The organism is Imperialibacter sp. (assembly GCF_048007035.1).
Taxonomy (GTDB): Bacteria; Bacteroidota; Bacteroidia; order Cytophagales; family Cyclobacteriaceae; genus Imperialibacter.
Genome location: NZ_CP180355.1, coordinates 6,637,813 through 6,661,373, shown reverse-complemented (window position 1 = coordinate 6,661,373; position 23,561 = coordinate 6,637,813). Strand labels below are relative to the sequence as shown.

The 23,561-nt window shown below is 45.2% G+C and carries 15 protein-coding genes; 5 read left to right on the top strand and 10 right to left on the bottom strand.

Features of this window, described 5'->3' with window-relative positions; translation table 11 throughout:
• Positions 1 to 84 precede the first annotated feature (84 nt).
• The 5 genes from ACMVP2_RS28195 to fbaA form a co-directional block, all read right to left on the bottom strand.
• A complete protein-coding gene (locus ACMVP2_RS28195) occupies positions 85 to 2,055 on the bottom strand; it encodes a plastocyanin/azurin family copper-binding protein (protein ID WP_416866099.1) in 1,971 nt (656 codons plus the stop codon).
• Positions 2,056 to 2,067: 12 nt separating this feature from the next.
• Positions 2,068 to 3,891, bottom strand: a complete 1,824-nt coding sequence (locus tag ACMVP2_RS28190) for a family 16 glycoside hydrolase (RefSeq protein ID WP_416866098.1) — start codon at positions 3,889 to 3,891, stop codon at positions 2,068 to 2,070.
• Positions 3,892 to 4,050: 159 nt separating this feature from the next.
• Positions 4,051 to 5,727, bottom strand: coding sequence for an alpha-amylase family glycosyl hydrolase (locus tag ACMVP2_RS28185; protein WP_416866097.1), 1,677 nt, complete (start codon positions 5,725 to 5,727; stop codon positions 4,051 to 4,053).
• Positions 5,728 to 5,732: 5 nt separating this feature from the next.
• A complete protein-coding gene (locus tag ACMVP2_RS28180; protein WP_416866096.1) occupies positions 5,733 to 7,487 on the bottom strand; it encodes an alpha-amylase family protein in 1,755 nt (584 codons plus the stop codon).
• Positions 7,488 to 7,615: 128 nt separating this feature from the next.
• A complete protein-coding gene (gene fbaA, locus ACMVP2_RS28175; protein WP_152000132.1) occupies positions 7,616 to 8,680 on the bottom strand; it encodes a class II fructose-bisphosphate aldolase in 1,065 nt (354 codons plus the stop codon).
• Positions 8,681 to 8,892: 212 nt separating this feature from the next.
• On the opposite strand from fbaA, the gene ACMVP2_RS28170 reads away from it, so the two are divergent.
• The 4 genes from ACMVP2_RS28170 (at position 8,893) to ACMVP2_RS28155 (ending at position 16,625) form a co-directional block, all read left to right on the top strand.
• Entirely contained in the window at positions 8,893 to 9,915 is a 1,023-nt protein-coding gene (locus tag ACMVP2_RS28170; RefSeq protein ID WP_339791630.1) for a LacI family DNA-binding transcriptional regulator, read from the top strand.
• A 130-nt stretch (positions 9,916 to 10,045) separates the two neighbouring features.
• Positions 10,046 to 11,533, top strand: coding sequence for an MFS transporter (locus tag ACMVP2_RS28165; RefSeq protein WP_416866095.1), 1,488 nt, complete (start codon positions 10,046 to 10,048; stop codon positions 11,531 to 11,533).
• A gap of 236 nt (positions 11,534 to 11,769) precedes the next feature.
• Complete coding sequence (locus tag ACMVP2_RS28160) at positions 11,770 to 14,502, top strand: 4-alpha-glucanotransferase (RefSeq protein WP_416866094.1); 2,733 nt, start codon at positions 11,770 to 11,772, stop codon at positions 14,500 to 14,502.
• A gap of 602 nt (positions 14,503 to 15,104) precedes the next feature.
• A complete protein-coding gene (locus tag ACMVP2_RS28155) occupies positions 15,105 to 16,625 on the top strand; it encodes a hypothetical protein (RefSeq protein WP_416866093.1) in 1,521 nt (506 codons plus the stop codon).
• 73 nt (positions 16,626 to 16,698) lie between these two features.
• Here the strand turns inward: ACMVP2_RS28155 and ACMVP2_RS28150 are convergent, their stop codons facing one another.
• The gene (locus tag ACMVP2_RS28150) at positions 16,699 to 17,199 is read right to left on the bottom strand and encodes a doxx family protein (protein ID WP_416866092.1); all 501 of its coding nucleotides are present in this window, start codon (positions 17,197 to 17,199) and stop codon (positions 16,699 to 16,701) included.
• Between the two features lie 198 nt (positions 17,200 to 17,397).
• Here ACMVP2_RS28150 and ACMVP2_RS28145 point away from each other — a divergent pair, with 198 nt between their 5' ends.
• Complete coding sequence (locus tag ACMVP2_RS28145; protein WP_416866091.1) at positions 17,398 to 18,597, top strand: acyltransferase family protein; 1,200 nt, start codon at positions 17,398 to 17,400, stop codon at positions 18,595 to 18,597.
• 67 nt (positions 18,598 to 18,664) lie between these two features.
• On the opposite strand, the gene ACMVP2_RS28140 is transcribed toward ACMVP2_RS28145, so the two are convergent.
• From ACMVP2_RS28140 to ACMVP2_RS28125, 4 genes are all read right to left on the bottom strand, one after another.
• Positions 18,665 to 19,678: a DUF6588 family protein gene (locus ACMVP2_RS28140; protein ID WP_416866090.1), complete on the bottom strand. Its 1,014-nt coding sequence runs from the start codon at positions 19,676 to 19,678 to the stop codon at positions 18,665 to 18,667.
• Between the two features lie 14 nt (positions 19,679 to 19,692).
• Positions 19,693 to 20,244 carry a hypothetical protein gene (locus ACMVP2_RS28135; protein WP_339791617.1) on the bottom strand — a complete coding sequence of 184 codons (552 nt, stop codon included), beginning with the start codon at positions 20,242 to 20,244 and terminating at the stop codon, positions 19,693 to 19,695.
• Positions 20,245 to 20,364: 120 nt separating this feature from the next.
• The gene (locus ACMVP2_RS28130) at positions 20,365 to 20,907 is read right to left on the bottom strand and encodes a hypothetical protein (protein WP_416866089.1); all 543 of its coding nucleotides are present in this window, start codon (positions 20,905 to 20,907) and stop codon (positions 20,365 to 20,367) included.
• 12 nt (positions 20,908 to 20,919) lie between these two features.
• Complete coding sequence (locus ACMVP2_RS28125) at positions 20,920 to 23,547, bottom strand: MGH1-like glycoside hydrolase domain-containing protein (protein WP_416866088.1); 2,628 nt, start codon at positions 23,545 to 23,547, stop codon at positions 20,920 to 20,922.
• Positions 23,548 to 23,561: the final 14 nt, after the last annotated feature.

Genomic DNA, 23,561 nt, shown 5'->3' with positions numbered 1-23,561 from the left:
TCGACCTCTTGCATCCACCTAATGAATAGTTCAGGCGGGCAAAGGAGGTGGCGATGTTGGCTGTGCAGTGCTACCCAATGTGTTTTATTCAACAATTAGTGTGCCTCTCATGCTGGCAGCATGACCGGGAAAGGTACACACATAGGTGTATCTGCCTGGCGCTGTAGGTGCTTCAAAATAGATAACATCTTTTTCACCAGGGCCTATTAGCTTGGTGTGAAAAAGAACTTCCTCTGCCTCCGGAACATAAGCTTTGCTTTGCCCCTCCAAACCTAGGTCAATGGCCAACTGAGCAATTTTGTCGGCAGCACCTGGTTTCACAATAACCATGTTGTGGAGCATATCGTCAGGATTGTTGAACTCCACCTTGATCTTACTTCCGGCTTTTACGGTTATTTCAGATTGGTCAAATTTGAGGCCCGGAACAGGCTCTAACGTAACGGTCTGATCCGGTCCGTTGGTCCAGGAAGCAGGCATCTCAACTACTCGTTTGCTGCTTGCCACATTGGTAGTACCAGCTGCTGACGCCGTGTGAGAAGAATGATCGGCCGATTCGCCACTTCCCCTTACCCGGCCAGGCACATTGTTCATGGTGTAGTAGCCGGTGTTGTGAAGCAGAATTTGACCTTTGTTGTTTTTCACTCCTGCAGGCTTCACTTCATATATATAGCCATCCCTTACCTGATCAATGACAAGCTTCACTCTTAGCTGGTCGGAGCTAACTTCCACACTGGTTATTTTTCTTTTTTGAAGATCGGTTACAGGGCTGCCATAATTGTGATGGTACAGATACGTAAAATCCTGAACTGAATAACTGGACGGATTGGAAGCTGTAGCGAGATCCACTTTCTCCGTGAACTCAATGCTAAAGCCGTCTTCCAATGCTCGAATTGTCTTCATTTCAAATGGAAGCTTTCCGGTGTACTGAAGTTTTTCCAGCCCGAAGTTGTCCTGTCCGGTTGAAGACCAGCCTCTGCTCGTCATGCCTACATAAATAATATCTCTTTTAGGTGACCACTGCATGCGAAGAATACCAGATGAAAACCCTTCCCTAAAAGGAAAGCAAACGCCCTGGTATTGGCCATTTACTTTTTCCTGGTACACCCTCATGATTTTGCTATGCCCCTGGTCGCCTACAAGAAACTGGTTTTTGAATGGCCCAAAATTTTCGTTGTCGATCAGCAGAATGTCAGAGGTAGAAATACCCATTAGTGTATGAGGGAACCAAACACTTGGAGCTTTCATCTCTGGCACAACCTGGGAATATTCATGCAGGGTGTAGCCAAGCGTGTCTACGATGTCCTCCATTTTCAAGGTGATAGGGGAGCCTTTTTCCCCAGACCATTTGAGACCTTCGGGGTGCCCAACAAAATCGCCCGACTCTATGTGGGTCATTCTGCCAGAACCCACCCAGTCGCCCTGGTTTTCTGCATAGAAGATATCTCCTTCGGCATTGATATTGAAACCGGCCGGTGAACGCATGCCCACGGCAATGGGGGTCATTTTTCCGTCGGGAGTAATTTTCACCATCCATCCATGCCATTTTGAAAGGCTGGCACCACGACCCACCCAACCAAGGTTGAGCGTTACTATCATGTCGCCATTTGGCAAGATCAGCGGGCCATAAGAGTATTCATGGTAATTGGCAGCAAGCGGCCAACTGTAAATCGTTTCATATCTGTCGGCCTTACCGTCTTTGTTAAGGTCAGACAACCTGGTTAATTCGCCTCTTTGAGCTGTGTAAAAAATACCGTCTCTGAATGCCAGCCCCAAAGGCTCATGCAGTCCCGTGGCATATTTTTTAAATATCGGATTGCTGCCCGACGGGTTTTCAATCAGCCATATGTCGCCTCGTCTGGTGCTTACTCCAAGCTTCCCACTGTCATCAAAAGCCAGACCACCAACTTCCAGTACGATGTCTGCGGGAATGGAGACTTTTGAGATGCTAAAATGAGCGGCCTCCTTTTTTTGGATATCCGTTTGGGCTTGTACCCTAACAGACAATCCAATAAACAGTATAAGAAGTATATGCGAAGTTGTGTTTTTAAATTTCATAACGTAATTCAATTACCATACAATAGAATAGGTGAGACTCGATTTTTCAGGAGCATTAGGTAGTTGAAGAATGAGCTCCTTATCGAACCTGTTTGTCACATTGGCGTCTGCTTTTTCGTCGACTATGATGTAGTAACTTCCGTCTACGCAATACCAGCCATTAGACAATTGGTAAATATTCTCTCCTGAGGCAACCTGGAACCAATGGAGGCCATTGGAGTCCGGATTTGTAAAGTTAATTTCTCTTGTGATTCCCTTAAGGTCACTAGAAGGCCTGGTGGAATCTTCAAATTTAAGCCCATTCATTTCGTAGCGAACCACAGGGTATCCTTGCCCATTGATGTCGTAACCCAACATTTTAAATCCCTCGGGGTTTTCTAAAGGCCACTTGTCGCTAGGTGTTACCAGCCTGGCTACCGGAACCTGGTCGGAAAAGTCGATGCTAAAGTTGAGCGGTTTCAAAAGCTGTGGTTCACCACGTCCCCGCCACATTTCGCTTGCATCGGCGTAAGCGCCTTTCCAGCCTTTGATGAGGGCACCATTTAGCAAGTCATACGAATAATTGATTTTTTCACTGGTCACTACAGATATTGGATGAGTCTTTCGGGTGTTTTTGTACTCGAGAAAACTTCTTACCAGCCGGGGCTCGGTTTCAGGTTTAACGACCATCGGCTCCGGCTTTCGCCCTGAGCCACCGTAAGGGTTTACCCCGAACGATTGCCTGGAAATCTCGGGGCCTTCGTAGTAAATCATCAGCATGGAACTCCACACATCCTGAAAATAAGAGCTTTGAAAGGTGTGTATCCCTTTTTCCAGCGTGACAAGCCCTTTGACGGCACCAAAACCGGGCTCTCCGTCATTGTGCACAACAACTTGCCCGTCAATGATTAAGTCCCCACCATCATCGATTAAAGTTTCAAAAAGGTAGTCGCCAGAATTTGGCACCGAGAGATTGCCTTTGAAAATCACGCCATAGTGATCATTACCGTCAGCCAGACCGACAATAGATAGCTCATCTACTTTGCCGGTTTTAGCCGGGGTCATTGTGGTAAAGTCGGGGAGCTTGTCCCACGTGCCTTGATAAAGCGAATATTCAAGGTCACTTAGTGTAAGTTTTTCAAGGCCAAAAGATTTGTACTTAATGTCCTTCAGAGCGACCGAGTTGTTGGCTGCGGTAAAGGTAAACGTGCCTGAAGTCGACTCTTGGTTGTCAGGCGAAAATATTGCCTCCTTCACTTCTACGCCGGATTGAATGAGAAACCCGTTTAAATACACTTCGGAGAATACAGCGTTTTTAGTTTTCTGCCCGTCACTGCCAAACCGAGGCGCTTTGAACGTTATCCTCAAAGTTTGCCACAGGCCGGGCATTTTCAAGGCGTTGACAGCTGTATGCTGAGTACTGTCAGTTCGTACTGGAATGCCTCCGCCAGACTTTTCGGTTTGTTGCCCATTTGCAAATTCTGACACGATAAGTGGGTATTGCTCCAGTAAAACTACTTTTAAATCTGCTCCCTCTGATAGAGCAAAGCTAAATTCCAGCTCCAAATCAGTGTGCTTAATTCCGCTGGAGATTTGTCCCGAGTCTTTGCCGCTTCTTACCAGGCTTCCGGTTCCTGCCTTCGCTTCGAAGCCACCTGGAACGGCCAGCACTTCGCCTGCAATAGCCCAGCCTTTGCCGATATCAGTGAACCCGGATAAGTCCGATAGAGCAACAAGCTTCATTGGAAGGGCGTCCGGAACCTCAACTGACGCACTTTCTTCAGCTGAATGATCAGAGCAGGAGGTTAAGAAGAAGGCAGTTAGAAAGGCTAGCGTAAAGTATCTCGATATTCTCATAAGTAGTAAGTATTAATCTAACTGAGGGTCGGTTCAGTCAAATAGTCTTGCAAGTAAACAGAACTAAGCAAAATTTCCCGGGAATTAATGTTTGAGTGGCGTTGGCTGTCAACCTTCGGGCGGAAATCGCAGGCATCTCTATCAAAGCAAATGGAAGTATTAAGTGCCTACTGGACTTAATAAAACAATATTGTAGCCGGACTTGATAGCAACCTCCCCGTTTCTTACCTCTCCCGTTTGGCCACTATAGTAGTCTTTTAATTGGGTTCCGTCGGGAAAAACCTCACCAACCGGTATTAGTTTTTCCCCCTGCTGCCCATCAAGTGCAATTACAACCCGGTCTTCTAATACGCCGTTTTTGTAAATGCGTGAAAAAACATAAGGCATTTCACTGATTTGCTCATGGCGTCCGGCACCAACGGACACATGGTCTCTTTTGAACGTGCCGAGCTTTCTCCAATGGTTCAGAATGCTTTGCGCACTCTGGTCTCCAATACTCGCATTGTTTGAGATTTGTCCCCAGTTCATGAAAGACCTAAGCACTGCGTCGCCTGAGGCCCCTTCGTATTGTAGAAGGCGCCCCGATTCATCGCCATAATAGATCTGGGCGGCGCCAGGGGTGAGCAAGAGTTTGGTTCCCGCTTCTATGGCCCTTTCTCTGGTCGCATCAAATGGCTGCCCATCGTCATGCGAACTTAAATAATTCAGCATGCCTTTGCCAATGAGGCTCGTGTGTAGCAATGTATCGTACTTTTTGAAAATAGATTCATAGTCCTTCTGTGCATCATATTTAAACTCAAAATTGATCAGGCTGTGAAATCCCTTGTCGAAGTAGTCAACTTTTCTATCGCCGAAGTCATACGAACGACCACCGCTGATTCCGTAATTGTACACTTCGCCCACCATGTAAAACCCATTGTCGTCGAGCACCTCTTCAGGGTGGGAGCGCTTCCAGTCATTAAAAGCGATTACCACTTCTTTGTACAACTCGCTCCAAACCGATTCTTCTACGTGTTTGGCAGTGTCCACCCTGAAACCATCGATACCAAATTCCCTTACGTAGTCAGTTAACCACTTGATGATGTAATACCTGGGCGCTTTTGGGTAGCCTGTGCGCTTAAAAAAGTCATCAAGTTCGGCCAGCTCTTGCTCGTATCGACCTTCAGCTTTCCATTTCTCTACCAAATGAGGGGGAAGCACCACTTCCTCATCGCTTCCACTTAATAAATCTGGCAGATTTTTCACAAGGGTGCACGCTACCGTAGTTTCATAGTCCTGATAAACACATTGTGGCTCAGTTCTTACCCAGTTTGCCCAAACTGGATCTACTTCGGTAACCGGGCCGGTGTGGTTCAGCACCACATCCAGCACTACCCTGATTCCTTTGGCATGAGCGGCCTCGACCAATGTCGCCAAATCTTCTTTCGTACCGAAGTTGGGGTCGAGGGTTGTCCAGTCTTTCGCCCAGTAGCCATGGAAGCCGTAGTTGTTACCAAAGCCTTCATCAACCGAGCCATGTATTTGTTCAACAACTGGCGTAAACCAAAGTGCCGTCACGCCAAGGTCGGTGAAGTAGTTGTCTGATATTTTTGCATTGATTCCTTTGATGTCGCCGCCCATGAACCCTCGCAGCGGTGCAACTTCACCGGTTCTACCAAAGTTGACATCGTTGGTTGTGTCGCCATTGTTGAAGCGGTCCGTTAGCAGAAAATAGACTGTAGCATTCTCCCAGAGAAATGGGGTTTTTACCGATTCAGGTGCTGACGTTTCCTGGTTGGGGCTTTGGCAAGAAAAGAGCCCCGCCAGTAGAAAAATAAGATTTATTCGTCTGGTCATAGGAGTTAATTTTTGCCAGTTAGCCGATAAATTTTGAAGGAATTCGGAGCTATTTCAAAGGACAATGCGTTGGGCGAGTCTTTCGATACGAGGTCATCGGTCGGCACAACAATCGCTTCACCCTTGTCGAGGTAGCTAGTAAAGGTGATCGATTTTTTCTGATGCATGTTAAAAGCCGCTAGCGCATCAGTAGGTATTTTTAGACGCACTTGCTCGTTTCCTTCTTTGTTGAAATTAACGGCTATCAGAAAGGCGCTTTTGTCGTTGTGGCGCAAAAATGTGAATACATTATTGCTGTGCCCTGTAAATTCAGTACTTCTGTTGAAATAGTGCAGATCGTAAAAGCCGCCTGATGCAATGATTGGTTCTTTTGAAGAAAAGGAGAGGATAAACTGATAGAACTCTCGGAGCTCTTTTTCTTCGGCAGACAGGTTTCCACTATCAAACTTACCACCATTCATCCATGCCTGGTGATTGGGTACGCCCCAATAATCGAAAATGGTTGTTCGGCCATCTTCTCCCGAAAATCCTTCACTGCCAGTAGCTGGCTCACCTACTGCCTGACCAAAGTAAACCATGACTGGCCCCGTGTGCATGGTGGCCGTTAGCACCATGGCCGGTATAGCGTATTTTGCGTTGCCAGCAAAAAAAGGAGAGGCGATTCTTTGCTCGTCGTGGTTTTCAAGAAAGCGCAGCATGTGTTGGGCAATACCTTCCTGTCTTTGCCATACAGTGGTAATGTGGTCGGTGTTGGCCTTGCCTTCAATGATGTGCCGCAGTGTGTCGTAAAGCTCTACCTTGTCGTACAGATAGTCAAAATGCCCCTTTTCGATGTAGTTTCTATATTCGTTGGGGTTGTAAATTTCTGCAATAAAAATGATGTCAGGGTTGATAGCCTGCACTTTCGGAATGACCCATTCCCAAAATTCCACCGGCACCATCTCTGCCATGTCGCACCGGAAACCATCTACCCCCTGTTCAGTCCAGTAGGTCAGAATCTCCAGCATTTTGTTCCAGGTGTCTGGAATAGGATCGAAATGTCTTTCTCTGAAATTGACGTAGTCAACCCCATAGTTAAGTTTTGTCGTTTCAAACCAGTCGTTGATGGATGGCGTAGGGGAGAAAACGTCATTCCCCGTGGCTTTTGCGGGCGACTCCATGTAGAACTGGTCTTTGGTAGGGTGCTCATGGCCAGGCAAGGGATCATACCCCGCCGGAATCTGAAATGGCTGGCCTGGAATGTAGTAGAAATTGTTAGATGCTTTAAATGCTACCGACACATCGTCGTCAGCACCAAATCCTTTTACACCTTCAGGTGCGGCATCGGAGGAATATCCTCTGGCCACATGGTTCGGCACAAAGTCGATAAGCACTTTCAGTCCTTCTTTGTGGGTTCTGTCGATAAGAGCAAGGAATTCCTTTTTCCTGTTTTTTGGGTTTACTGCCAGGTCTGGACTGATGTCGTAATAGTCTTTGATGGCGTAAGGCGAGCCTGCTCTGCCCTTTACAACATCCACATCGTCAAGCGCAATGCCTATCGAAGTGTAGTCCGACATCGTGGCATGCTCAAGCACACCAGTATACCAAATATGTGTAGCGCCAAATTTCTTTAGTTCTTTGAGCGCTTTGGCATTGATGTCAGCCATCTTGCCAACTCCGTTTTCTTCAATGGTGCCATACCGCTTGTTGGTATTGACCTTGTTACCAAAAAGCCGTGTCATTATTTGGTAAACGATTATTTTATCTGATTTACCAGCCATAAAAGAGGAGTCTAGGGTGGAAGAAGATTGGTGACTTTCAGGGGTTGAGCATTGGATAAGAAAACATGAGACGACTACAATTGCCGTCAGTTTAACTACTTCCAATAGCCTGAAAGTCACCAAGGCAACTAAGCGTTACGATTGATGCAATTCAAGTCTTCGAACGATTGCTTCAGGCGAGCTACAAAAGTTTTCTCACCCTCTCTGAGCCAGGCTCTTGGATCGTAGAACTTTTTGTTCGGCTTATCAGAGCCTTCAGGATTGCCAATCTGCGACTGCAGGTAGCCTTCGTTTTTCTTGTAGTAGTCTTTCACGCCATCCCAATATGCCCACTGCATGTCGGTGTCGATGTTCATTTTGATGGCTCCGTAAGAAATAGCCTCACGGATTTCCGCTCTGCTTGATCCTGATCCACCGTGGAATACGAAATTGACTGGCAATGGACCAGTTCCATGCTTTTTGATGATAAACTCCTGGGAGTTTTTAAGAATTACCGGCATCAGCTTCACGTTGCCTGGCTTATATACGCCATGAACGTTGCCGAAGGCAGCAGCTACTGTGAAATTATCGGAAATGGCTTTCAGCTGTGTGTAGGCGAAATCGACTTCTTCGGGCTGTGTGTAAAGCTTTGAGCTGTCAACGTCGGAGTTGTCGACACCATCTTCTTCTCCACCAGTCACACCCAATTCGATTTCAAGTGTCATGCCCATCGCTGCCATTCTCTTGAAGTACTTGGTGCTTATTTCCATGTTTTCTTCAATCGACTCTTCTGACAGGTCGAGCATATGGCTGCTGTACAAAGGCTTTTTGTGCGTTTCATAGAATTTCTCACCAGCGTCAAGCAGTCCGTCAACCCATGGCAAAAGTTTTTTGGCGCAGTGGTCGGTGTGAAGAATGGTTGTAACACCGTATTTTTCTGCCATCAAGTGCACGTGCTGAGCGCCTGAAATACCGCCAGCAATAGCAGCGAACTGGTTGTCGTTGCTTAGACTTTTGCCTGCAAAGAAAGAAGAGCCTCCGTTGGAGAACTGTATGATAACGGGTGAATTAACAGCCTTTGCTGTTTCAAGTACTGCATTCACCGTGTTTGTGTTGATCACATTGACCGCAGGAAGGGCGAAGTCGTTTTTGTTTGCATAGTCAAACACTTCCTTTACTTCGTCACCTGATATTACGCCTGGTCTGAATTTCATAGTATTATATTTTATTGAATTTGTTATTTACAGAGGGAAAAATCAAAATTATCCCTAAAAGACAAATAAGCAAAGAGGGAACTAAGTTTAGACTTGGTAAACAGCCTAAATCGGTTTTTAGTTGAAAAATTTATAACTTCTTAGCCAAGTTTGTAGAATTTGATGCCTACTTTTAATTTCGCTCTTCGCCTTGCGGATAAACCTTATTATAAATGAAGAACCCACCGGTAACCATTAAAGACATTGCAAGGGAGTTGAACATTTCTCCCTCTACAGTATCCAGGGCGCTAAAAGACCATCCGGACATAAGCAAAGAGACAAAAAAGGCCGTTAGCGAGTTGGCTGCAAAGCTGAATTACCAGCCTAATTTGATTGCGCTCAGCTTACGAAAGAGTAAGACTAACACTATTGGCGTTATCATCCCTGAGATAGTTCACTTCTTTTTCTCCACCATCATCAGTGGAATAGAAGATGTTGCCTATAAGGCCGGTTACAACGTAATCATCTCACAAACCAATGAGTCGTTCCTTAGGGAAGTGTCTGATACCAATGCTCTTGTCAACAGTAGGGTGGATGGCATACTTGCATCTGTAAGCAAGGAAACAGTCTCGTATGATCATTTTAAAAACCTCATTGACAGAGGAATTCCTCTTGTCTTTTTTGATCGGGTTTGCGAAGAGTTGAACACCAGTCGTGTGATTGTGGATGATTACGATGGTGCTTTTCAGGCCACCGAGCATTTGATCAGCATAGGTTGCAAAACGATTGTGCACCTTGAGGGGCCAAAAAACCTTGATATTACAAAGAACAGGAGAGACGGGTATTTGGCAGCCTTAAAAAAGAACAACCTGCCAATAAATGAAGACCTTATTATTCATTGTGAGCAAACCACGTTCGACGAAGGCAGTCGCCAAATAGCCACCCTTTTCAATAAAAAACTCACTTTTGATGGCATATTTGCCAACAACGACATGGTGGGGATCGGTGCAATGATAGCGCTGCGTGACAAAGGTGTTTCTGTTCCAAAGGACGTGGCAATCGTTGGCTTTAGTGACTGGGAGATTTCGTCTCTCATGCAACCATCACTGTCAACGGTATCGCAGCCTGGTTTTGAAATGGGCCAGAAGGCGGCGCAGCTTTTTATTGAGCAAAGTGAAGCAGATGAGGATGAGTTTGTGCCTCGTACTGAGGTGTTGAAAACAAAACTGATTATCAGAAAGTCTTCAATGAGATAGTCTTCAAACAAGCGCATTACCATCCCGTTTGTTTGTCTCCGGTGACTTTAATTTGAGCTCGGAACATTATAACCGAATCCGATATGTTTGCATTTCGGATTTTTTGATTTTACCTACTTGCTTAAACAACATGGAAAAACCCCGTCTTAGTTTTTGGCAGATTTGGAACATGAGTTTCGGGTTCCTGGGCATCCAGTTTGGATTCGCTTTGCAAAATGCCAACGTGTCGAGAATCTTTGAAACACTTGGTGCAGAAATTGACAATATCCCCATTCTCTGGATCGCTGCGCCGGTATCGGGCTTGATCATACAGCCTATTATTGGCCACATGAGCGATAACACTTGGACCAGGCTGGGCCGAAGACGGCCTTATTTTCTGGCGGGTGCTATTATGGCTTCGCTGGCGCTTATAATCATGCCCAACTCGCCCACTCTGTGGATGGCAGCTGGCATGCTCTGGATCATGGATGCGTCCATCAATGTTTCCATGGAGCCCTTTCGGGCGTTTGTGGGCGACATGCTTCCTCCTGATCAACGTACCACAGGTTTCGCTACACAAAGCTTCTTCATAGGTACCGGTGCAGTGGTTGCTTCCGCACTTCCCTATGTGCTTACTAACTGGTTAGGAATACCTAACACAGCAGCCGAGGGAATTATCCCACCTTCTGTTAAGTACTCTTTTTACATCGGGGGAATCATATTTATGATGGCCATTGTGTGGACGGTGCTGAAGACAAAAGAGTATCCTCCGCATGAACTTGCTCAGTTTGACAACGATGAGGGAGGCAGCTTAGCCCAGCCAGAAGAGGGGATCGCCAAAGTGTCAACTTTCCTCAATGTGGGGCTGGTTTTGCTGGCGCTGGGAATCGGTTTGACCCTGGCGTTGGCGTATGTAAATGCAGAAAAGGAAGTGTACATACTGGCCATTGGACTTATCGTTTTTGGGCTTATAGAGGTGATAGTTGGCTGGATGTCAAAATCCGGTATAAGTAATGGGCTTACATCTATTATTACTGACCTGAACAACATGCCAGTTACTATGAAACAGCTGGCTGTTGTACAATTCTTTTCCTGGTTTTCCTTATTCGCAATGTGGATTTACAGCACAGCGGCCATCACTTCCCACGTTTACGGCACAAAGGATGCCACGTCTCAGCTGTATAATGATGGAGCTGACTGGGTAGGGGTGTTGTTTTCAGTTTACAATGGTGCGGCGGCTTTGCTGGCTTTTGGACTTATCTGGCTGTCAGGCAAGACGTCCAGAAAAATCACTCACACCATTTCCCTGATCATAGGGGGCGTGAGTTTTATTTCAATTTCTTTTATAAAGTCTCCTGAGCTACTTGTTATTCCCTTTTTAGGTATTGGCCTGGTTTGGGCCAGTATTTTGGCCATGCCTTATGCTATTCTTGCGGGCGCTATACCTGGCAGGAAAATGGGGGTTTACATGGGGATATTTAATTTCTTTATAGTTATCCCGCAAATATGTGCCGCCTCTCTTTTGGGTTTTTTGGTGAAGCGGGTCTTCGAAGGGGAAGCTATTTACGCACTTATTATCGGGGGAGTCTCATTTATCATTGCCGCCGTGATGGTATTGCTGGTCAGGGACGATAACTGATTTTACTTTGTGAAAGAACAAAGGTGCCCATTCAGGCAACCTTGACAGGTGCTTCACTATATATTTTCAGATGAGGGTGATGCGATCAGACTTGTGCCCGTATATTTGCGGGACTTCATCTGCGTGTTTTAATTGCATTGAAGATGTTTTAGATCAATACAAGGTAAGCATGCCGATAGAACGCCTCAATTTGTTTCAATGTGCGTCGGCACCCAGTTCTAAATATTTTGATTCATATGATGAAAGTAAGGTTCAATATTGACTACAGAACGGTTTGGGGCCAACGCCTTTTCATTTGCGGCTCGGCGAAAAGCCTCGGCTCCTGGAATGTGGCCAAGGCTGTTCCTTTGGTGCCAACCGGTGGCGACCAGTGGTCGATAGCGGTTGAAATGGATGAAGCCGAGGGTAAATCCTTTGACTATAAATACTACCTGCTTGATGAGAGGTTTGGCACTACGGAATGGGAATTTGGCAACAAGCGAAGACAGACTGTGGACGCAAGTCAGTATAAGACTGTTGAGGTTCGGGACTACTGGAGGCCTTCGACTAATGATCAGAATTTATTGAATACTTCTCCCTTTATGCAGGCGTTTTTTAAGCAAAAGGGGAAACCAAAGAAAAATGTAGTTGGTGGCCCTGGGTTGTCTTACAGGCTGCAACTTCGGTTGCCCAGAGTGGCAGAAGACTATCAGGTGGGATTGATAGGAAGCCATAAAGCTCTCGGTGAGTGGAAGGAGGAGAAGGTGGTGCTCATGGGCAATGCTGAATTTCCGGTATGGGAATTGGACGTAAATTTTGCTTTGGAAGAGCTTCCCGTTGAGTATAAATATGTCCTTTACAATACCAAAACCAAACGAGTTGAAGAGTGGGAGGGCGGTGAGAATCGCCACCTGCCAGTAAGTGCTTCGGCGCAAGAAGGCGACCTTATCATTCAGGCTGATGAACATTTTCGGTTCCAGTCGGGCAACTGGCGAGGCGCTGGGGTGGCCATTCCCGTTTTTTCATTGCGGTCAGAGTCGGGCACGGGAGTAGGTGAGTTTGAAGACATCAAAAAGTTGGTCGATTGGTCTGTTAAAACGGGCAACAAACTTATCCAGGTACTTCCTGTTAACGACACCATAGCTTCTCACACCTGGGTAGACTCTTATCCATACGCCGGCATTTCAGTTTTTGCTCTTCATCCCATTTATGCTAACCTCCAGGCAATGGGAGCGCTCAGTGACGGCAAGCGGCAGAAGGAATTTGATAAAAAGAGAATAGCGCTGAACCGCCTCGATCATGTTGATCATGAGCAGGTGATGAATACCAAAGCTGAGTATTTTAAGCTTGCCTACGCTGAACGCAAAGAGGTCGTTTTGAAAAGTAAGGAATTCAAAGCATTCTTTGCTCAAAATGGACACTGGTTGCTCCCATATGCGGTATTCTCATGCCTGCGAGACAGGTTCGGCACGCCAGACTTTAGTCAATGGCCTCAATATTCGGTCTATTCTGAAAAAGAAATAGCCAAATTTGCTGACCCGAAGCAAAAGCACTATGATGATATTGCTATCCACTACTTTATCCAGTTTCATCTCGACAAGCAGCTCAAGGAGGCCACTGCCTATGCCAGGCAGAAAGGCGTGGTGCTCAAAGGTGATATTCCTATCGGGATATTCCGAAATAGCGTGGATGCATGGATAGCACCCAGGCTCTACAACATGGACTGCCAAGCGGGCGCACCGCCGGATGATTTTTCTGTTACAGGGCAAAACTGGGGCTTCCCAACCTACAATTGGGAAGAGATGGCCAAAGATGATTATGCCTGGTGGAAAGAGCGTTTGAAGAAAATGGCGGACTACTTTGATGTATTCCGTATCGATCACATCCTTGGCTTTTTTAGAATTTGGGAAATACCCATGCACGCAGTAGAAGGGCTTTTCGGGCACTTTAATCCCTGTTTGCCGTTCAGCGTTGACGAGTTGCGCAATTGGGGCTTGCAATTTAACAAAGAGCGGTACTGCGAGCCATATATAAGGGCTTATATGCTCTCAGAGATTTTCGGCACACACAACGACAAAGTAAAGGAGACTTATCTGGAGGAATTTGAAGAGGGTAAGTATCGTTTTAAGGAGCAATACAATACTCAACGGAAGCTTAGTGCTTATATTAAGAAATTGATGCAGAGCGGCAATGCCGATAATGAGCATTTGATATGGCTACAAAGCCAACTTTTCAGGCTGCATGCGGAAGTGCCTTTCCTGCCGACGGATGATGCAAGTATGTTCAACCCGAGAATAGGATTTCACAGTACCTATAGTTACAGAGATCTCGACGACAAAAGCAAAGAGGTGATGAACAGGCTGTATGTTCATTATTTCTACAAACGACACAACGATTTTTGGAAAGACCGGGCCATGGAAAAGCTCCCTGCACTGAAGGCAGCTACTAATATGTTGATATGTGGCGAGGATTTGGGTATGGTTCCTGAAAGCGTTCCGGGCGTTATGACTGAACTGCAAATTCTCAGTCTTGCTGTGCAGCGCATGCCCAATAACCCAGACTGGGAGTTTTGGCCTCCATCTCAAGCCCCTTACTTGTCGGTTACTACTACCTCAAGTCATGATACTTCTACTTTGAGAGGCTGGTGGGAAGAGGACAGGCAGGAGGTTCAAAGATTTTTCAATTCCATTTTGAGGCAAACCGGCGAAGCGCCCGTTCACTGCGAGCCATGGATTGCGTCAGAAATTATCCGGCAACATATGGAAGCACCCGCCATGTGGGCAATCTTCCCTATGCAGGATTTGCTGGCAATGGATGAAAGACTTCGAAGACCTTCCTCCAGCGAAGAAAGGATTAATGTGCCGGCAAACCCGCAGCATTATTGGAAATACAGACTTCACCTTACACTTGAGGAACTGCTTAAGGAAGATGATTTTAGCACTTATTTAAGAAAACTTGCTAACGAATCGGGAAGAATACGCCCATACTAGCATTTTAAGGCCAATACTCGTACCTTTTGTTCAAACTCTTTTTCTTAGCTTGTCAGATTGTTCTTTGGCTTTTTAGCATCAATGGTGTCTTTCCGGCATTCAAATTATTTCAAACTACCCAATTTGGCAAAAGGCAATAGTTGGGTTGGAATAACTTAAAAGAAATTGCTTCGGAAGAAAACACCAAACAGGGTGGCGCGATACGGCTTCATTAACTTGCTAAAAAAGGGAAATGCTCTGACTACCCTTTTTTAACAAGTAAATTTTCAGCAATATGTATTATTTGCCGCCTCCGACCCAGCCACCCTGTCCACCATCGTCTGTTTTTATTATTCGCAACGATTGCTTTGGTTTTTTGGAAGATGAGGATGAAGTTGTTGAAGGCGAAGCAAAATAGAGGCCTAGAGAAAGAATCAAGAAGAAAACATACTGTGCCATAATCTCATTGGTTAAGTTAAGTGAATTACACGCCTCGAAGATGGTGGAATACCTACTACCCATTTACGACAGTTTGTAACATTTGCTAACTATAAAAAATTTAGTAGTTTACGGTATAAAGTCGGTGAAATTCCTCCTGAAGCTTAAAATTTGAAGTGTTCACTATGAATGAGATCAAAAAAATAGTCAGAATTGTAACAAACAGAGTCAAAAAAAATGTTTCTCTTATCGATGTTGTAAATAATGAAGACAACCCAGGGAAAGAGCAACAACTGTTTAATAGCATTCAAAGTGGTGTTTACACGACAGATGATGACGCGGCTTTTGGGATGTATGGAACAAATGGCACAGATCAACGCTATAGGATGCTTAAATCCAGATTGCGTACCAAGCTGAATAACCTTTTGTATTTTGCTGATTTTAATGACTCGAGGGGTAACATTAGCTTTCCTTTTGAGCAGGAATGCCACAGTCATATTTTCAGGGCCAAGATACTTTACAAGGAAGGAGAATATGAACTCGCTGAAAAAAGTATAAAAAAGGCACTGACCATCTCCAAGGAATCAGAGTTTACTGACCTGACACTGATCGGTCTGAAGATGTTGAGAATAATATATTCCGAGTCATTTCGCCCGAACCACCTAAGGAAAGCCATTGGACAGATAAAAAAATTCGAAGTGATCAATCGACTAGAGGAGGAGTCGCTTGATGTTTTTTATCTAAAATGGATGCAATTGGGCAAGTCTGTGCATTCGAGGAAAGTACACCTGGAGTCTACCATTAAGGCGGTGGAAGTTCTTAAGAAATTATGGGAAAAAGGAGGCTCGTACGCACTTTTTGAAAACTATTACAGGCTTCGGTTGTGGACAAATGAGCTTTTGGGTGACTACAGCAGTGTTGTTGCAATTACTGAGGAGGCTTATGATTTGGTGAATAAAGGTGCTGTAAATCCATTGAGGTTTGACATGCGTCACCACGTCTATACTCGTACCTATGCTTGTTTGAGAGCCAAGGACTACGACAAGGGCATTAAATATGCTGAGGAAGGGATGAATCATATATCAAGGTCTTCGAGGAACTGGTTCTCTCACATGGAGAACTACGTACTGCTGGCGCTTCACAATAAGAACTATCTTTTGGCAGATGAAGTGATTAATCAGGTAACCAGAAACCCCTATGTGGACAAAATTAGCACTCAGTCGAAGGAAAGGTGGGAGCTATACAAGGGATATTTATATTTTATAATGCCTGATAGAAATGTGGAAGACGTCTTGAGTTTTAAGGATATCTATGAACGACTTCCTTTCTATAGTCAAGACAAACAGGGATTCATGGTAGCGATACTCATATTAGAGTTTATGGACTTTCTTAAGAAAGACAGGCTTGATCTGGCATTGACCAAGTTGCCCAACTCTGAGCGCTACATTTACAGGTACTTAAATCAGAATCCTGAAAGTCAAAGAGAGAAACTATTTCTTAAACTCATCTCCATTATTGTGCAGTGTAGCTTCAATCCTGACATGGCGGCCAAAAAAGGCAAGCGGTACTTGGAGCGGCTCAAAATTACCCCTGAGCCGGGTGACGCTTTTGCTGAAGTTGAAATTGTTCCTTACGAACAGCTTTGGGATATTTTAATGGGATTCATGACAAATGCACATGTGAAACTAGACTTTGCCAGGAAATAGCCCGTTAGCCAAATGCCTGAGAAAGTGGGGGCTAGCTGGACAAAACACGAGCTTTTAGCTGGTAATTGGGTGTCTAATTTTTCCTTTCTGTTACGTCAGGCACAGCGTGTTTTGATATTTTACTTGCAAGGTTTCTGTAAAGCACCATCAACGCAGACAGAATGATCAGATTTTTGAAAATGTACTGCCCCACGATTGAAAAGCTGAAAGGATCCTGGTTAAATGCATACTGAGGGAGCAGTACCAGCGGCAGAAAAGTGCAGCACATATGCCAAATAGTTATCAAGATGGTTGCCCTGGCTTTGAAGTTGACAATCAGAGCTACGCCAATCAGGGTTTCCATAATAGCAAGAACGATACATGCGGCATTCCCCGAAAGTACATCGAATGTGATGATACAGATGGTGTCGGCAGCGAGCTGCTCTGCAGGGCTATACTGCGGAAAGAATTTTAGCAGACCAAAAACAGCATAGATGAGCCCAATGCTGATTCTCAAAAAATCGAAAGCGTACTTATCGAGCAATTGTATCCATTTTACCTCAATCCTCTCTAATTGCGCTAGTACCCTTCTCATACAATGTCTAAAGCCAGATAATTGAATTTTTTCGACGGAAATTAGTAAAATAATCAAAGAGACCACTTTTTCAGGCCTATGACTTTTGTCAGACCTGATGATACGCCGAAATTTGCCGTTCACAACTATCAAAAGGCATAGGTATATATTTAGTAGTTGCAGTAAAGGTGATGAGATATTTTGTAACCAAAATTGAATATGGGAAGCAATCTTGAAGGGCTTACTTCTAAACGCCTTGTATCACTTGACGCACTGAGGGGATTTACCGTCGTGGCGATGATCATAGTGAATGTGCCCGGGTCGTGGAGCCATGTGTACTCACCATTGCTCCATAGCCATTGGCATGGTGCCACGCCAACAGATCTCGTTTTTCCTTTCTTTCTGTTTATAGTGGGTGTTTCTATTGCGCTGGCTTTTGAGCGGCAACTAGATCAGGGAAAGAGTAAAAAGGAACTGGTAAAAAAAGTGCTTGTGCGGGCTTTGAAAATATTTGCACTGGGTATTTTTCTGTGGATGTTTCCAAAATTTGACCTGGCAAATATTCGGATTCCCGGCGTGCTTCAACGTATCAGCATCGTTTTTCTCGCCTGCTCACTGCTGTACATTTACGGCGACTGGAAAGCTCAGGTAAAGTGGGCGATTGGTCTGCTTGCGGGGTATTGGGCAATAATGACTTTTGTGCCTGTTCCTATCGATGACGTGATTCAGCAGGCACTCAGCACAGGTGAGACTTTGCGCAGCGAGGGGATGGTGACTGTGGAAGGAATAAGGCAGGTCGGCGAGGGATTTATTGCGGCTAACTATGAACCCGGCACAAACATGGAGTCCTGGCTTGACCGAAGGCTTGTTCCTGGCAGACTGTGGGAAAAAACCTGGGATCCTGAGGGCTTCATGAGCACGTTTCCTGCTATAGGGACCGGCATTGCTGGTATGCTGGCCGGAAGGTTGCTGCTGAGTAAACTGGATTCGGATAAAAAGGTAATTTGGTTGTTTGTTGCAGGATTTTCCGCCTTTGCGGCCGGCAATGTCTTTGATTGGTTTTTCCCTATCAACAAACATATTTGGACTAGCTCTTATGTCTTGTATGCAGCAGGCTTAGCAGCCATGTCGCTAGCATTTTTCGTCTGGCTGGTAGATGTTCAGGGCAAGGTAAGCTGGACAAAGCTCGGTGTTATATTTGGCTCCAACGCTGTAGTGGCCTATGTCCTTCATGGCGTGATCTTAAAGTTGTTGGCATTAGCCAATATTCCTTTGAGAAGCGGTTTTTTTGAAGGTTTGGTAGCAATGGGCGTTCCGGAAAAGCTTTCTTCCCTCACTTGGGCGCTGTTCTATTCGCTCGTCATTTGTTTTATGCCCGTCTATTTTCTCTACAAGAAAAAGATATTCATTAAGCTTTAACTAGCCTTCCTCAAGATAGGGGTTAGTTCGTAGCAATGGGCAGAGTGGCAGGGAATACCCAGTCCCATTATCTTACGCTCACACCGACCCCCATTGAGAGAGTGTTGTATTTCTGAACTGTGTAGTCGGTATTGATAGTAATGATTGCCAGGTTTAGTTTGACTCCCACTGTTGCTCGTGGGCTGAAGTTGCTAAACTTAAAATCAATAGGATCTACCAGCGGTTGCAGCGAGCTTTCTATTTTATAGCTACCGTCAAGTCTCACTCTTGTAAATGCGCCGTTTAATCCCACTCCGCCGTACAGTGTGATAATTTTCACGAAGTCTTTGCTGCCGAGCACTTGTAATGTAGCTCCCTTCACGCTTAATCTGGTCACGTTATCAGGAGTGTTAATATCAGGCGTTGTTTCGACGGAAATCCGGCTGAAACCAGCAAGAATAGACAGTTCGAAAGGCGCAAATGCAAAAGCCGGCACGTGTTGCTTCATGTCGTGCAGAATACCGAAACCGAGCATGCCTAGTTTTACTTCTGTGTCACCGTTTTTATAGGTGTAGGTTGGTATCGTTCTGATTTTCAAATCCGTTTCTTTGATCAAGCCTAATCCGGCTTGTATCATTGGGGCCGGAACCGCATTGAACCCAATAACCTCTTCCATTCCCAGGCCTGTAGGGCTTGAAAACTTCACTTCACTTTCTTGCTGACCCTCGTTGAAAATAATTTCCGGAATATCATCGGCGTCGAGATTGGGGCCAAAAATTGTTGGCAGTTGATCTTTGTTTGGGTCGGCAAGCGTCACGTTTGAGTAGTCGTTTGGCTTAAACGTGAAAAAAGTGGCTTTTTCCGGTACATAAGCGACAGATAGTGACAGAGTAACATCGAATCCCAGGGGTTGATGAGGTTTGGCGGTATTAGCCCAGTTGTTGGTAAGCCCATAGCCGAAACCCAAAAAAGCGGGCTCAAAGTAATTTTTCAACAACTCTTCTGCATCATCTACACCACCCTCGATAAAGACGTCCAAGCTTTGGGATTGGCTCAAAAATGGAGCATACACAAGAGCAAAAAATAGTATTAGCTTTTTCATAACCAAGTGGGTGATTAATACCTTACTCTTAAGGTAATGTTGTAGTATAGTGTAAAAGTAAAGTTGAGATCGGAGGCGGGTACCTCGGCGAAATCAAATGTGAGCGTGTTGTCTACTTCCTTGTAGGTTGTAAGGATTTGTTTAATTGTGCCGGCCTCGGCATCACTCACGCCAGCAGGTTTTTCTGAGGTGTTTTGAAGCTTGCCAGTGATTGCTAAAACACTACGCTGTTGAGTGACTTCCGACGCTACACTCAGACTTATTTCATCCAGTTCTACCTCTTCCTCACTTGAAACATCCGTGATGGCATAGGTAACGGAATTAACGGTTACTGCGTCTGACTCAGCCAGGTCAGATAAAGCATCCTTGAAGGCGCTGACGTCCGATAGCCTGAAAGTCTTATTGAATGCCGGAGGGTCTATTTCGATGCCTGGATCATTCCCGGGGACAGTTATTTCGAAAATAATGGGAACATTCCGTGTAATATTGAAGCCAATTCCCGCATCGCCGCAGCCCGCAAACATTAGAAGCAAGAACGGGATGGATGACCAACAAATTTTTTTCATTGCATTCTGATTAAAAGGACGGTACCTGTAAGTTAAAAAAAGGAAATAGTTAAGCGAATATACTAAAATATTCGATCCCGTAACCTTGGGGTGGTTTTGACCAGAGATATATTTTGCTAACTAGGCACCTACATTAGACCGATACCAATCTTCAATGGAGTTAGCTTCTCTTTCAGCGACTACCTTTTGATCAAGTTTTGACTGGAGATTACTGATCGCCCGTGTGACCATGGCATGAGAAATAGACTCGTCCTCTCTTATTCCAAGACGTGCCACTAGTGTCTTTAGTTTTTCGCCTCCCATCTTCATGAAAATAGGACCATCAAGATGAGATAGCGCCTGTATACTGGTCTTTGAATGTTGCTGAAGGCTGTTGATGAGGTTGGTATATGGGCCTGATAGAGGATAAAGCTCGGCGATATACGCTTTATCCGATATCATCGTCTTATTTGCATCTTTCCAGTTTAATAACTTTATCGTCTCAGCCCGTGCCGCATCAAGAAGTGCTCTTAGCTCATTGCCGGTTTCTTCGAAGAAATAGAAAATAGTAGATGGAGATTGCACGGCATCGGCTATCAGCCATTTGTATAGCTGTACTTTTGAGTTGAATACCATTATCGCTGGTAGTTCTTTGCTTTTCTCTCTTTTGAAAAAAGAAAACATCCTCTGCAAGGTTTAAGGGTTGTAGTATTTGTGAATGATGTCTGCCACAAGTCCTGTCCAGCCAGTTTGGTGACTGGCACCGAGACCTCTTCCATTGTCTCCATGAAAATACTCATAAAAGAGAATATAATCTTTGAAGTGGGGGTCTTTTTGAAACTTTTCGTTATTCCCGAACACAGGTCTGTTGCCATTTTCATCCCTTTGGAATGGCTTCATTAGCCGTGCTGCTAGTATTCCAGCCAAATCCTTTATAGTCACATAGTCACCGCTTTCTACAGGGTACTCCACTTTGAAGTCATCGCCATAGTAGAAGTGAAACTTGTAAAGCGACTCAATAATAAGGTAGTTAACAGGAAACCAGATTGGGCCTCTCCAGTTGGAATTGCCACCAAAGAAGGAAGAGTCTGATTCTCCCGGAAGGTACTCAACAATGAATTTTTCACCCTCCATTTCAAGTACGTACGGGTTTTCTTTGTGGTATTTCGATAAGGCTCTGACACCATAGTCGGACAAAAACTCATTGGGGTCAAGCATTCTTTCCAGGATCTTCTTCATCCTGAAACCACGCAGAAGTGAGAGCAGCCTTCTTTCTCCCCGCCCCGGATCTTCCCATCGGGCTACCAGCGAAGCGAGCTTTGGGCGTTGCTTCATGAAAAAGTCCAGCCTTTCTCTGAATTCCGGTAACTTTTCGTAGGTCGACAACCTCAGCGTTTCTACTGCAAAAAGTGGAATCAGTCCCACCATTGAACGAACCTTCATTTGCTGAGGATCCTGGCCTTTTACATGCATCACATCATAGTAAAAGTTGTCTTCATCATCCCAGAGGTTTACCGTATCATCATCGGAGCTGTTCATGGCGCTGGCGATGTAAAGGAAGTGCTCAAAAAACTTGTTGGCCATGTCCTGATAGGCTGGATAAACTTCAGCCAGTTCCAGCGACATGCGAAGCATATTGAGGGCAAACATGGCCATCCAGCTTGTGGAATCAGCTTGTTCGAGCGAGGAGCCTTCCGAAAGTGGACGGTTGCGGTCGAACACTCCGATATTATCGAGCCCAAGGAAGCCTCCCTGAAAGATGTTTTTCCCATCGGCGTCTTTTCGGTTGACCCACCATGTGAAGTTCAGCAACAAGCGGTTAAAGGCTTTTTGAAGGAAATCAAAATCACCTTTGCCCTGCATTTTCCTGTCCATTTTAAATACTCTCAAAACGGCCCAGGCATGAACAGGAGGGTTTACATCATTGAAGTTCCACTCATAGGCGGGAATCTGCCCGTTGGGATGCATGTACTCATCTTTGAGCAACAGCAAGAGCTGATTTTTTGCGAAATCAGGATCCAGCCTCGCTATAGGTATGCAATGGAAAGCAAGATCCCATGCAGCATACCAGGGGTACTCCCAGGTGTCGGGCATTGAAATGACATCCGCACTGTCCATGTGTTGCCAGTCGTGGTTCCTTCCATGACGTCGTTCCTGTGGTGGAGGTATTCTTCCGGGGTCACCACCAAGCCACTCTCTAATATTATAGTAATAGAACTGTTTGCTCCACATCATGCCGGCATAGGCCTGTCGCTGGATGTTTCGCAAGTCTTTGTCAGCTACCTTATATTGAAGGGAGCGGTAAAACGAATCGCATTCTGCTTTTCGAAGGGCCATCACGGCATCAAAATCCCCGAATGGGTTATCCAGTTTTTTTCGACTTAACCTCACCTGCACCCTCTTGCTGCTATTGGCATCGATGCTGAAGGTGTAAATGCCACTTGCTTTAGAACCTCTTTTTTCTTTGTTAATGGCTTCTTTTTTCCTGTCAACGATGTAGTCGTTGATGCCGTCTTTCAGAAACTTAGCCGTATTGGAAATGCCGTATAGCTTCGATCTGTTGGTTTCGTTGTCTGTGAAAGCTTGCTCTTCAATATTTTCATCAAAATAGACATGGAAATCGTCAAGTAAATGGTGAGACAAAAACATATGCTGCTTGTCAAATTCTTCCAGCGACGGGATGAATTTATCCTTGCCAGACGACCATGTATTGCGAAACCAGAACGTGGGTAGTACTGTGATTGGGGCTTTTTTATTGCTCCGGTTAACTATCTCAACCTCAAAAAGAAAGTCCTCAACATCAGCCTTGGCATAATGAAGGAATATATCAAAATACTCGTCTTTGTCGAAAATACCGGTATCTATGATCTCGTACTCCGTTTCGAGCTTGCTCTTTTTCTGATTCTTCTCGAGTAAACTTTTGTAGGGGAATTCTGTTTGCGGATACTTATAAAGCATTTTCATGTAGGAGTGAGTAGGAGTGCTATCCAGGTAATAGTATAGCTCCTTTACATCTTCTCCATGATTTCCCTCGATACCAGACAGCCCGAACAGCCGTTCCTTCAGAATAGGGTCTTTGTGATTCCAAAATGCCCAGGCAAAACAAATTCGCTGATCGTCGTTGCTGAAACCGCCAAGACCATCTTCTCCCCACCGGTAGGCTTTGCTTCTGGCATGGTCGTGCGGGATGCTTTCCCAGGCCGAGCCGTATTTACTGTAGTCTTCACGAACCGTTCCCCATTGCCTCTCCGAAAGATAAGGGCCCCATGCTTTCCAGGGAATCCCATTTCTGCACTCTTCAAGTCTTCTCTTTTCTACAGTCATACACTACACATTCA